This is a genomic window from Ereboglobus sp. PH5-10 (assembly GCF_029504735.1).
Lineage (GTDB): Bacteria > Verrucomicrobiota > Verrucomicrobiia > Opitutales > Opitutaceae > Ereboglobus.
Genome location: NZ_JAQFIP010000022.1, coordinates 1 through 14,396, shown reverse-complemented (window position 1 = coordinate 14,396; position 14,396 = coordinate 1). Strand labels below are relative to the sequence as shown.

3 protein-coding genes are annotated in these 14,396 nt (G+C 52.7%); 1 reads left to right on the top strand and 2 read right to left on the bottom strand.

The genetic code is table 11. From position 1 onward, the window contains the following. Positions 1-393: 393 nt before the first annotated feature. Positions 394-1,878, top strand: a complete 1,485-nt coding sequence (locus M2447_RS12640) for a Fic family protein (RefSeq protein ID WP_277510054.1) — start codon at positions 394-396, stop codon at positions 1,876-1,878. A gap of 87 nt (positions 1,879-1,965) precedes the next feature. Here the strand turns inward: M2447_RS12640 and M2447_RS12635 are convergent, their stop codons facing one another. Together M2447_RS12635 and M2447_RS12630 are read right to left on the bottom strand one after the other, a co-directional pair. Next, positions 1,966-3,603: a hypothetical protein gene (locus M2447_RS12635; protein WP_277510053.1), complete on the bottom strand. Its 1,638-nt coding sequence runs from the start codon at positions 3,601-3,603 to the stop codon at positions 1,966-1,968. Positions 3,604-4,402: 799 nt separating this feature from the next. Further along, a complete protein-coding gene (locus M2447_RS12630; protein ID WP_277558895.1) occupies positions 4,403-13,843 on the bottom strand; it encodes an immunoglobulin domain-containing protein in 9,441 nt (3,146 codons plus the stop codon). Positions 13,844-14,396: the final 553 nt, after the last annotated feature.

The window sequence follows — 14,396 nt, the reverse complement described above, 5'->3', positions numbered from 1 at the left end:
AACCAGTCCGCAGGTCGGAATCCTCGAGGTCGGCCTCGGTTTCGCCTCCCGTTTCGGGGGGGGCGTTTCGGCACCGGTTTCCGGGGCGGATGCCGCCCGGCTTGTTCGCCGCTTGGCACCCTGTTGAGGTTGAGTGCACCGAAGCATAGACGTGGCGGTGAACGTCATGATTGCTCAAATATAATGAAAGTTTGCGCACCTAACTCCTAATCATCTTAAATTTTTCTTTTTCGATGATATCGACGACTATTTCCGAAATTTATTGCCTCCGCCTTCAGGACAAATGTCCTCTCGATCAGCAGTTTATTGTTGTTAAAATTGGCACATCTGTCTTTTATTTATATGAAATTTGACATGCCATGTCTGTTTCAATGCTCCAACTATAGAAAATTTATGTCCCTGACTTTCGGCTCATCCAATCCAATCCGCTCCAGTAAAATCGCCCGTGCAGTCGCATACGGAAAACTGCGAAAAATTGCCACGAAGATTTACACGGACGACATGACCTCGCCTGTCGAAACTATCGTGCAGCGGCACCGCCTGGAGATTATCGCGCATTTTTATCCGGGCGCGGTGATCAGCCATCGCTCTGCAATCGACAACAAACTGTCACCCGCGGGCAAACTTCATATAAGCGTGCCGGACGCGGTGGCTCCCGTGCGCAAGTTGCCCGGTTTGGAAATCCGGCTTTGGCGAGGCCCGGCGGCGCAACCCGACGACATTCCGGTGGTATTTGGTGACAGCGAAAAGCTATTCACTGCAAGCCAGCCGCGCGCGCTTTTGGAGAACATGCAGATTGCGCGCGCGCGCGCCGGGGATGAACCAAAAATCCTCTCGAAATCCGAACTTGAGCACTGGATTGACCGCCAGATTCGCATCTTCGGCACGGTCTGGCTTGAACAGATGCGAACGCGCACAGCCGGACTGGCGGAGCGGCTTGGCTGGCAAAATGAACAGCGGGAATTTCAAAATCTGGCCGACGCATTGCTGGGGCGGCGTTCCGCCTACCGGCTCACAAGCGACCTTTCGCGTTCGCGCGCCCACGGAAAACCTTACGACCCCGAGCGGGACATTCTTTTCCGCAACCTTCACGCGCGCCTCGCGGCGGAAGCATTCAAGGAGCTGCCGGCGCCCCCGGCCCCGGAGTTCGACAACCGGGCCTTTTGGGAGGCGTATTTCTCGAACTTCATCGAGGGCACAAAATTCACCGTCGAAGAAGCGCAATCAATTGTTTACGCCGGCGCGGCGGCCGGGCGCCTGCAAAGCGCGCGTCCCGAGGACGCTCACGATGTGCGCGAAACCTATCGGCTTGCCACCGATCCCAATATCAGCGCAGCGGTGCCGGAAAGCCCGTCCGAGTTGATCGACCTCATAAAACGACGCCATGCCCGCATGATGGCCGGCAGGGCGTCGGTCGAACCGGGTGTCCTGAAAACGCGAAACAACGAATTTGGTTCGCGGGTGTTTGTCGCGCCGGAGCTCGTTGTTGAAACACTCGCGCGCGGATGGACGCTGGGACGCGCGTTGCCGTCGCCGGTCGCGAGGGCGCTTTACGTGCTGTTTCTCATGGCGGAGGTGCATCCCTTCAACGATGGCAACGGACGCATCTCGCGCCTTGGCATGAATGCGGAGCTGGAGGCGGCGGGCCGAATGCGCCTGATCATCCCCACTTCTTTCCGCAGCGATTATTTGACGGTGCTGGAGGCGCTCACGTTGCGAAGCGACGCCGAGCCCTTCATCGCGTTTGGCCACAAGCTCATTGAGCTAAACAGCCGCATGCCATTCGAGTCGTTTGAAAAAACCCACGAATATTTCCGCGGCACCAAGGCGCTCGACGAACACGCCGCTCCATTCGGCCTGCCGACGATTCTTGACTGAGGGCGGGCGGGTTCCGGGGCAATTTTGAATGGACAAAAAAATGCCCCGAAGCGCGAGGCTTCGGGGGCATTGCGGGCGCACTTTGGCTCAGGTTTGGTCGAAAAGGCCACCGGGTGCGTCGCCGAAAAACAGTCCGAAATCGGCCTGGCTCTTATCATTAATGTTTTTGCTTCTGCGCCTTTTGGGGGTTGGCGTTGTTTGCAATTCGCTTTTTGAGGCGGCCTTACCGTTGGTGTGCGGCGCGGCCGGCGCAGTGTTCGTCGGTTTGGGCGTGGAGGTGTCGTCCGTATGCGGATGCGGCATGGCCTCTCCGCCATTTGCTTTGGTTTTAACCGAGGCTGCATTTGCCGCCGTCACACTGGCAGATTCGGGCGTGGAGGCAGCGTATTTTTTGCGCAAGGTTTCGACATCCACGAGACCCGCCACGAAGGGCTTTTTGGCATCCAAAGTTGGCTTATATAAAAGAATATATTCAAAGGGTGTGCCGTTTTTGCCGCGAAATTCTTCCACATAGCCTGAGGCCACAAGCGTGTTGAGGTGCTTCCGACTTTGCGACGCCGCCGACTGCGTGAAGGCGCGATATTCGTCGAGCGTGAAGCGGCGGAATTCTTGGGAGACCCCTTCCTCCGCGCATTTCGTTTCGAGCATACCAACCAGCTTCGTGAGGAGTGCCTGCGGTCCGGGTGAGAGATCGCCCACGCTCCTTCCGAAGAAATGCCCCATCAGGTGATTTGCCTGTTCAATGTCGTCGATAGTAATGTTTATATAAGGGATGGTTTTCCTTGCGATTGTGTGCATCATTATCGGCCGCTGGAATTGATGCAAAAGCGCGATGGCGTAAATGAGGGTGAGGTATTTGTCGTGGTCGCGTCGTGCGTTGGCGCCTTCCACGGGGAAGGTCATGTCATTCGCGAATGGATTCATCACCTTGAGCGGGAGGAGCATCGACTGCACCAATTGCTGGATTCGCACAATCTGCTTTTTGCGTTCGGCACGTTCAAGGCCCTCGATGGTTCCGTTCAGACGCTGCAGCTCCATGATGCGTTTCGTGTGCGCGTAACTCTCGTCCGTGTGAACGATCATACATCTGCTGAGGAGCTCTCTCTCTACATCAACGGCAGTGGTCGTGACCATGATTGTCACCGGGCCGTGCACTTCATAAACACGCATGCGCCGGTCACTGCCTTTCGTGATTGTCACCGCCTTCGTGAGGACGCCGGCGGATTGTAGAACCCGGAGCGGATGCGCAACCTTGTTGACACCGGCAAGCTCCTCGAAAGCAAGGACTTTGTGTTCAAGTCCGCCATCGATGTAATAGAACGACTCCGCCGACGCCGTTGTAAGCTTGACGAGCTCATTATCGGGGACGAATTGAAGTGTCACATCCTGAACGGTCGACTTACCGGTGCCTGCTGGCGCTTGCGTTATGAGCGCGAGCGGGCGATCCAGCTTGCGGGAAGTAATAACAAAAAATGAAAGGAGTTTAAGCTCATCCTCTCCCGAAACGCCGCAATCCTCATAGTTTTTGAGGGCTTTAGATATCATGTTTGGTGCCAAGAGAAAGTCACGCGCCATGGACTTTTCTATGGGTGTGAAATTGCTTTCCGCGATGAACTCGAGGATTTTATCAATTGCTAACAAGCCATTTTTATTGATGAGCAATGAGCTCGCAGGCGCACCGTTATGGACATCGGTGTTTTTATGCATGGGTGTGGCTTCTGTCATGTTTGTTTCTTTTCGATTTGTGGTTATGGTTTTTGGCGTGGTGTGTTTTGCTTCTGTCATTTATTCTAACTTTCTAATGGTTGTTGGTTTGTTTAGGTTGTTTGCGTTTGCAGTCCGCGCTTGTAGTTCAACGAATTATGTATCGTTAAAGTGTAAAAATATATGGAGACATAGCGTTGCCTTGTGACGGTTAAGCGCACGTGAAGATGTAATAACGTATCCAGTTTATGGATATATATTCATCCGCATGCGTGCCGACCCGGCATTACGTGGCGATGTTATTATGTGGTGTCTCAGCAGGCCCGAGGGGGTTCAGCCTGCAATGACGCGCATCGAGAGGTTACTCCGAGCGTCATGGCATGAATTTGAAAAATTCATGCTTTGGAAATAATAGAGGGACTTGGTTGGTTTTGAGTTAACGAAGAATGTATAAAGAACCGCTGACGGAGCGGGACCATTTATAAAAATGGCGTTTTGTCAATGCGCGAAAGTGTATTTTGATGTTGACGATGCATGAACCTGGCACTAAAAAACGGTAGTAATATGTTTATGTTATCCTAACATATTGGGGGTCACTTTTCCCCCTGAAAATATTTTTCATTTTTTTGCGACACACCTGCTTTTGCCCTACTGCCACCGCATGTTTTCACGGTTTTCGTATCACCGCCCACCGAATGGCGTTGCGATCAGTTGGCGCGGAAAAGTTTCCAAAAAAGCAAGCGGAAGACTCGCGGCGTAAAAACCGCCGCAAAGTCATAGCAAAAATCACCCGGCGAAAAAGGAGTGGCGGAGGGTATTGTTATGGAGTCCTCCGTCCGATGAGGCGCCCAACCGCCAATGCTGCGAGCGCGGCCAGCCACCAGAGGCTTACCGCGCCGCCGCCTCCACCGCCGCCGGAATTGTTGTTTCCGCCGTTGTTGCCGCCGGTGCCGCTGGTGGTGGTCACCGTTAGCGTGGCGGCGCTGCTGGTGACTGTGCCCGACGGATTCATCACGAGCACGCTGTAGTTGCCCGCGTGCGATTGCTGCGCGTTGGTGATTGCGTGGGAGGCGCCGGTGGCGCCGGCAATGCTCGATCCGCCTTTCCTCCATTGGTAAGACAAGCTCTCGCCGGTGGCGACAACTGTGAAAGTCGCGCTGCCGCCGACATTGATTGTTTTCGACACGGGATTCGACGTGATGACTGGCGGCGCGAGCGCGCCCACCGTCACCGTGAACGCGCCGGAGGTCACGATTTCTCCCGTGCCGGCCGTCAATGCCACGGCATAGGTGCCGGCGTGCGCGGCGGCGTTTGCGTTGATAACGGCGTAGGAGCCGGAAGTCGCGCCGGCGATGGCAAAGTTGTCGAGATACCACTGCCGCGCAGCGGGCGCAAAGCCGGTCGCAGTTGATGCGAGAGTAAAGCCTCCCATCGCGGGCACATGGGCGCTGACATTGGTCTTGCTCGCGCCGGAGCCGGTCACGGTTGCGCTGATGCCGGCGGTGCCGCTCATTTGCGCGGGCGTGCTGGAGTTTTTACCCGCAGTGTTGCCCGCATTCGCCGCGATTGAGGCTTTCGTGACGGTGTCGGCGGGGTTGATGATGTGCGAATACGAGGGGACAAACACCTCGTCATTGCCCGGCTCGGTCGTGCCGGTGGTCGAAATCATGCTGTTGCCCGACGCGTGCAGCAACCCGGTGGACTGCGTGGTGAGCGGGTTGTGGGTGCCTTCGTAGATGTTGTTGACCGAGAGGATTTGCGCGCCCGCTCCGGCAACGGTTGCGGTGGTGTTGCCCGTTGCGGTGAAGTAGTTGTTATACATGTAAACGCGCGCATTGGTCACGCCCGGCATGTCGGATTTCAGCCCGTCACCCCACAGATTATTGTGCAGGAGGATGCCTGTGCCCGCGCCTGCGTTGGAAATGGTCATCGCCGAGCCGCTGCCGCCGCCCGTCGCGGTGAATTCATTCCACGAGAAGGAAATATTGTCCGCACCGTCCGTAATGGTGACGGGCGTGTCGGTGAACGTGCAATGCGTGACCTCCACATCACTCGCACCGTTGATTGTCAGCGTGCCCTCGGTGAAGTTGATGCCGATAATGACATTGCCGCTCGCGCCCGCCGGAATGGTGACGCCGCCGATAATCGTTGAGGAGGCATCCGCACCCTCAATGGTTTTGCCGGACGGAATCGTGATTCCGCCAACCAGCGAAAAATCAACCGTGCCCGAAATCGTGACCGTTGCCGTGCCCGGATCCTCGATTTGCGATTTATATTGATCCGCAATAGTCTTCGGACTCGCAACGACGGTGAGCGTGGCATTCAGCGATGCGGTGTCGGCGGCATTGGAAACCTCGACCTTATAAACCGCGCCATTGTCGGAGAGCAGCGCGGCGGGCGTGGTATAGGAGGCGGCGGTAGCGCTCGCGATAAGCACATTGTCCTTGAACCACGCATAGGTGAACGGCGCGCTGCCGGCGGTCACTTCCACGACAAACGTCGCCGTCGCGCCATCCTGCACGGTCTGGCTGCCGGCGTTGGGTGCCCAAGCAATCTCGGGCGGAGTCAAAACAGTCAACGAAGCCGGCTCGCTCGTGACCGACTTGAAGATGTTTGTCACCGCGACCGTGTAAAGGCCCGCGTCGTCAGCCAGCACGCTCGACAACGTGAGCGTCGCAGATGTTTGGCCTTCGAGCGCAACACCGTCCTTAAACCACTGATACGACATCGGCTCATAACCCGTGGCGGCCACGGTAAACGACGCTGAAGCTCCAAGCGCCTTTGTAGCGTCGGATGGCGGCGTGGTGATTTCCGGAGCAGTCAACCCCTCGGCATACACGGTATTGAACCAAGCCGGATCGGTGACGATCACCTCGTTGTAATCAAATATAATATCCGCGCTGCTGTCGATACGCGCATTATGTGGCGCGTCGGCCTTCACCTTCGCGCGATAAGCCACGTAACCCTCGCCGCGCCCCGTTTCGTCGTTCGGCAACAGGAAGCCCGCATAAGGATCAAGCGGCCACTTGTCGACGGTGGAAGGATCAACCGACCGCATATACCAATAAACCTTTCCGGTGCTTTCATTATACGAAGCCTCCACGCGCACCTTGGTGCTGGTGCCCTTTTGCGCGACCTCGATCTGTCCGCTCTTCAAACCGCGCAGCCCCATCTCGATCTGGTTGGCAAACGAAACCTCGGCAAATTCAAACGAACTCCAGTCCAAATACTGGCTGAGCGCATTGTTGACATGCACCTCCTGTGCAGCCGCCGTAGCAGTGGCCATGTTTTCAAAATACACCTTAAAATCGAGCCATTCGCCGGGAATCACATAGCGCTGTTCTCCAGCTCCTGCTGGGCCTGTCATTTCGTTGGGGTCATTTGAACGATGAATAGGAATGCCATTTTTATCAACACAATCGCAGCAGCTTATACCATCGCCCTTGCATTCTCCCTTGCATGGACATGTTGCCACAGGACAGCCGCAAAAATAAACCAGTCCGCATCCACAACGGCAATCCTCCTTGCAGCCATCGGAGGGGGCTGAAGCCATCGAAAAGATGGGATTTTGAGACATTGCTAAAGATGCATAGGAAGTAATTGTGGCTTGTTCGGTTTCGCTGGAAGCAGTAACAGGCATCACCGGAATGGTGAATGTGTCCATTGCCCATCCAGATGCCCCTAATACACCACTCCTCACAACCTGGTTGTCACTCCCCTGCCAGAGAGACACCAGCAACTGGGCGGGCGTGTCATTTTTACGCCAAGAGGAAATTTCTATAGCCTCGATATTATTTATAGTCGATAAAACCGCATTGGGGGGTTGCCATATATCGGCATTGTAGGACGCCGACATAATTGTATGCTCACCAGAATCATTCATACCCATCCACACAACAACAGGGACGTTTTTCAGTGAATCGAATCCCAGCTTAGGTCTGGTCTCCACGACGTCAGCATTGGTAACTCTTCTGGGTGAAGACCAAGCTCCCGAACTGCGCACTGCATAATATAATCTTGTGTCAAAACGGGAGATTGATCGCCTGAACGCGTTCTCGGAATCCCGCAATGGCTCCGCCTGCGCCCAAACAACAAGAAGATCACTATCATTGATGGCGAGCATGGACAAGCCGGTCACATTGACATCCCCTTGGGATAATTCCCGCAAACCCTCAATTTGATCATTCCGAATGTCGCCAACTAGCAATTTCCCCATACTCAAGCCGTCAGACACGACCTGCCGAATCCATGCTAGTGTGTTTCCATCTTGTGTCCCAATTAAACATGGGAATTCATTGTTTAACGGATAACCGTCCTGTAGTTGCCCTGGCGCAAACACAGTATTGTGTGATAGGTCTACAGATATGTCATCCAACGGAGACATCGCGGACAAAAGCGTCGTTTCAGGCAGTAGGTAATTGACGGCTTTGCTCATCGACATCGAGCTCTTGTTAGATTTGGAGTCGAAATATTTCTGAATATCAGGATCCCAAGTGAATTTAGGCTTAAGTAGCGTGGAGGAATCTTCAGTTAGCATACCTTCCCATTTAAACACTTTAGTCACTTCTACCTTATATGAGAGCTCCTCTCTTATACCTCTTATTCCTTTCGTTGAATCATAGTAAACACCAACATCAGCTCTGGCGCTAGCGGCGGTGATCCCTATCGTAAATTCTTTTATATATGCAGCATCTTCGGGTTCAAGCGCATCTTTGAGAGCATTCGTAAGCGCCGCCTGAGCTGCGACTTGACCGACCAAAGAAAACTCCATACTTGCCTCGTGTTTTGTTGTCTCACTTCCATTTATAGTTAATAATTTATTATTATAACCAATTTTCGCCCGGATTTTTCCAGAAAGCTTTCCTAGATTTAGAGGCAAAGGAACAGACCTGGTGAGGTCTACCCAAACAAAACCTCCAAGCGCTCTTTCTTCTGAGAGCAATCTTATAGGTGCATGATTGCATTTATTTGCCTGCGCATTCAATTGGCACGTATATTTGCGATCCCACTTTCCACTAATATCCACCCCAGTGCTGATCGCGGCTCCAGTAACAATTTTTGTCCATGATTTCATTTGCAACGCCCCCGTCCCCTTGAACCCAGATGACTGCAACCAATCGCAACACTTTTCCTCGGTTTCCTGATCACCCGTAATCTCGATTGACACTTTTATATCACCAACTGCAAACGGTATGGTGAAATTTGTCTTAATAGGAGGCATGGAAAAAGTTGATGCAAACGTGGAATCCATTAATATAATCGGAATATCAATGAATTCATTTTTATTTAATTTGTAATATCTCAACGATGAACCCGAACCAGCTTCTAAATCAAGAGCAACCCCGGTGTAGTTTCCTATTTCATCAGAAATTAACACAATTTTATCATAATCAAAATTTTCAATATGCTCTTTATAATCTACCCACTGAAAATCCCCGTGCGCGGTTATTTGAAGAGTGGCTTTCGATATCTTTTTGCCACCACCATCAAGCAGGAAGACAACTATTTCATTCGGATTATCCTGTGAATCAGGGACAACAACGGATGAGTATGTTTTTTCTGACTTATAGTAAGTGTATTGCGCCAGTTTGGACATATCAGCCGCGAACAAAAGCCCATTATTTAACCCTACGCACAATTGCATACCTCCTATGCCAACAAGATGCAGAGAGCTCAAGTCCTGTCTTGTCTCAGCCTCTTCGATCTCTTCCTTTTGGCAGAACAAGAGAGCGCGATCAACTTCCACATGTTCTGTGATGTTATCGTTAATGGGAATAATGGCCTCGACATCCAAGGTGTTGCTCGCGCACACGAGCGTTCCTTTTCCAATCCCATAAAAGAAAAATCGCCCATTGGCATCTGTCTTGGAGACGGCTACGCTGGATGACTGTTCTGCCGTGCAAGCATGAATTACAACATCCGGCACCGGCGCTCCCGTGTCCCGGTGCAGCAGTGTTCCTTTCACAATGGCGTATTCAGACTCGGGGAGGCATAGGGATTTTATGCGGAAGAAATGTTCCGCGCAAATTGGGCGAATGCCAATATCCGCGCACTTTTGGACATCCGCGAAAATGGCGTCATAGTAGCCGGTTGTGTTCTCTGCGCCATACGCGTCATAGAGTCGCTGGAGTTTTTCCGGTTCGCTTGACGCAAGATTAAAGAGACCACTCCACGCAATAATATCTTTCCCATGATTATATACCAAATTGCTAATCACCACAGCCGAACCCGTGCTTGCGGTTTTGAACTGCACAAGCATGCTATAACTCTTTCCAGGCGCGATGACCAAGGGGTTGCCATCCTGGGCCAGTCCAAACAAACGAATCGAATGCTCAAATTCTTCCACTCCGTTGTCTGGTGACAAGAACACCTCCGTCTCGCCAAACAGGGTGATAATTGGCGCGTGGGCATCCGCGTCACCCTCATTGGTGTAATTGACCACAAGCATGCTCCAGCGCTCCGGGCGGATGCCCGAAGGCACTTCGAGAGTCACCGTGAGCTTTGGGCCCACGGAGGTCTGCAATACTTGAATCGGCCTATCAAATGTCACCTGACTGAAACCGTTGCTAACTATAATATCATAGTCGCCCGCTGTCGCATTATCCAAGGCGAACGTTACGGACAATTCCACTGGCGAAATGCAAGTGATGCGATTAGGTAGAATCGTTTGGCCGTTACTCCGAAACTCCACAAGTGAGGACGCTGTAAATCCCGTGCCATATAGAGAAAGTGTCACCTGCCCGGTATTTGGAAGCGTGTTTGTGCTCACGCCAAGAATGCTCAGTGCCGCAGTAGGTTTTTCTATCTGAATGGTTTTATCAGCAATGGTTGGGTTTTCGACCGTCAAATACATGCTGCCTTCACCCTGCGGCACCGTGATGGCGTAAACACCATCGCCGCAATAAACGGCCTTTATGTCGCTCTGTCCGACACCCGGCACATAGCCAAAGGCACCATAGATGTTCAAACCTTCCGGCGCATAGATCAAGATTGTGCCCGCTTCGCTGGCGGAGGCCTCGACTCTGAAGGTCTGGCTGGAGTTGCCGTTGATTACGGCCGTGGTCGTCCCACCCAATGCCGCCATGCTGATGCGTATCACATCCGATGTCGTGTAGAGATTGTTGTCAGTATTGCGTCCTTCAAAAATAGCCCTGTCAGGGTTCAGTAGAATCTGCAAATGCCAGTCGCCCTCCGCCAAGCTCGGCACGGTGACACTTGCGGTCAACTCGACGCTCTCATTAGGCTCAAGGCTCAGTGTCGAGCTGATAGCGTTCGCGCTTCTATTGGGCATGGTGGAATTACCGACAAACGTGATTTCGTTGCGGCAGGTGCCGCGCGCAGGCAGGCTGCCGACATTGGTAACCGTGTATCTTATTTGAATCGTATCCCCGACATTTGCCGACGCAGGGATGACCACTTTGCTCACTGCCAAATCGACATCCGAAACCGCATTGGCGCTCATTTCGTGAATGCCAATATCCGGGCACGCCCCATTTGATGCCGGCGTGCCCGTATTTTCCACATACATGTCATCGACCCGCTCTTGCCCAAAAAAATCACGCTCAGGGGCCACAGAGCCGTCCCCTGCATCAATGCACGGACTGCCGATTTTCAGGGTGAAATCGCCATTTTCGGCAGCATGGAAAAGAGGATCGCTCCACAGATTCCCATTTGATCCTACCGCACTGTAGGATTGGGGACCATACCCCGCAGGGTTCCAGAAAAGACAGTTCTTTATCGTTATTGACGAACCCGCATAGATAAAGCTGGAGGAAACCTTGGACAAAACACTGTTATACATCCTCACGATGCCGCCGTGTGCCAGAACTCCATGATTACCTGTCATTCCATAGAACACACAATTAACCAAATCGGCCTGTCCACCCAAGACTTGGATAGCCCTATCGCAATAAAATACAGTCGTATTTTCCACCAGTAGACTGGGGGAGTATGAGGAAACACCATCAAATTTTCCATCCGAAATCAGACATGAGTCGACGACACCTGTTGACCCGTTCAAATAGGTGATGACTCCGCCTTCCGCGCCCGACCAACCTCCTGAATTCGTGTTGCCGCCGAAAAGCAATTTGCAATGCCTGAAATCCGCATGGCCGCTGATGAGCAAACTCCGCCAATCGCCCATTGAGGGAATAGTGCTTATTCCGTCGCCATTCGTGTCGCCACCATGAACATCGTCTTTAATGGAGGTGAAAATCACATTATTGTTCCTTGCACCTGCCACATATAGAGAACCTCCTGCCTGCACGGTGATGCGCTTGCTTTGGTCGAACTTCAGAATAGCGCCCTCAAGGATCGTCAAACTCACGCCATTTGGCACAACCACATCGGAGGTGATGCGATAAACCCTGTTCCCAATCCAAATTTGATCGACTGAAAGTGTTCCGCCGTATTCGAAGGTCTTAAATCGAAAGTCGCAGTCTGCCGAAATCGAAATCTGACCGGAACCTGTTATTGTGTATTGATTGTGGCTTGGCACGGAGCGGTTGCCGTCTTCATTTGTGTCACCACCGATAGTGTCATCAGCGAGATGAGTGAGAACGGCTTTACCAATATTCAGGGTCGCACCACCCTCAACATTAAGCCCCGCACCATCGGCAAACTTTATGATCGCGCCATCTTCGATATTCAGCGTCACGCCCGAAGTGAGCGTATATAGATCATTAACGGCATATACAGATGAGTCACCGAGCACATTAATTGTGAAGTTTCCGCCGTAGGGAAGGTTCGCCAAAATCTTGTCCAAAGAACGCTTGGCCGTTACCGGGGACGTCCCATCGTTTGCATCATCACCTGTCCCAGAAACATAAATTACACTTGGATAAATCGTCACCGTATATTCAGCAGACCAAGATTTATCATCAAGTGTGATTTCGACGCGATAATCCGATGTTCCTAGTCTGAATGCTTGCTCCGACAAACGACTACTTGTTTCGATCGGAACAAGTAGCCCGTCTTTATACCACTTGAACACAAATCCCATTTCTGCACGAGTTTCGCTCCAAACCACATTGAGTGTGTAATCAGAACCAATGGTATAGGCCCCCGTGCCCAATATCGGCATAATTAAGGGTTGTCCACTAGGTATGATTGCCTGCGGCTCATAAGCTCCAATTGTCGGTCTTGAAAATGCGGTTCTATCCACTCCCCTAGCATCTACCGTTGGCAATACTACAGAATCACCAAGTTCAGCTTGATTGATGCCTGCTTCAACTGCGCAACTCCCAAATGCAACAGGAATTATCGAAACCACCCCACCATAATTTTCAAATTCCCGCAGAAGCGGATCGGCATCAATGTTGTTGGTTCCGGATGCGCCCCCCTGCACTATGCAATGGACCGCGTCGGTGATATTTTGCAACTGCGAGCCCTTGTTCCCCCATACTATGCTATTTATCACCTTCATCGGACCACTCGTCGTGTCGAGCACAATCCCGCCTCCCTCGTTTTCGGTGCTCGTGCAGTTTATCACCACGGCGTTTGTATTCCAATGCACATACACACCGTGGCCCCCGTTTCTGTAAAACGTGCTGTTCACCACCGTTGCCGTCCCGCTATACCCGTGCTGCAATCCATTGCCGCTGTTTCTATAGAACGTGCATCCGTCCAATACCGGCGATGCATCATCCTTGTCATACACTCCGGCCGCACCCGCATTCCCGTTGAACGCGCATCCAATCACCTCCGGACTCGACCAGCTCCCATTATACAGGCCCGCATGCAGGTTTCCTGTAAACACACAGTTTACCAATCTCGGACTTGCCCTGTTGAGGTTCCGCATGCCTCCCCCTGAACTCAACGAGCTGCTGGGACTTCCGCCCCGTATCGTCACATTGCCAAGCACCGCTGTATTATTCAGTTGCACTCCCATCGGCTGCGGATGGTAAAATACATAGTAGGCGTTCTCACTGCTTCCCGATTTGAGCGCCCCTGACACTGGGTCATACACGTCGTTCCCGTTAAAGTCCCCCGACAGGATCGTCTCGTTCGCCAGCAGGTCCCGCTCCCCGAGCGCCGTCTCCGTCCCCGCAAATCCCCCATACACCGACACGTTGTTCCTCAACGAAAAATGCCTCTGTCGGTTGTCCGTCTCGCTCCCTCCGTTCGGACGACCCATCGGCACATACGTCCCGCTCGCAACCCATACCTCATTGCCGAAGCAGTTTTCTATCGCGTGCTGCACGCTCGCGACCGCCGTCGCCCATGACGATCCGTCGTTCTCGTCACTGCCTGTCGTGCTCACGTAAACCCGCGGACTCCTCACCAACACCGGCTCTGCGGCCAACTGATTTCCCTGCGCGTCATATGCCACCATGCGATACCAGCCGTAACTTCCCGGTCCCGCTATTATATTCCACTCGGATGTCTGTGTTTCGTTCAACAGTCTATAATTGAACATACCGTCATTCTTAAAATACCACTCATATCTTACCGCGTTGCTGACCGTGGATGATATTGTTACGGCGGCGCCATTCGGTGCGACGTCCATGTTTACTTGTGGCTGGCTCGATATTATCATTGATGAGGAGGTCCACTCATATGCTCCTATTGTCGGATGTTCAGGACGAGGCATTCCTCGGCCGTCAGCCTGCGGTATTGTTATACCAACCGCTGCTTCGGCCTGCGATTGACCCGATCCTATAGCAGGACTGCCTGCCGATAGCATCGCCACAAGATGCCCCATTGATTCACCTATCGGCAGCAGAAGCGGATCGGCATCAATGTTGTTGGTTCCGGATGCGCCCCCCTGCACTATGCAATGGACCGCGTCGGTGATATTTTGCAACTGCGAGCCC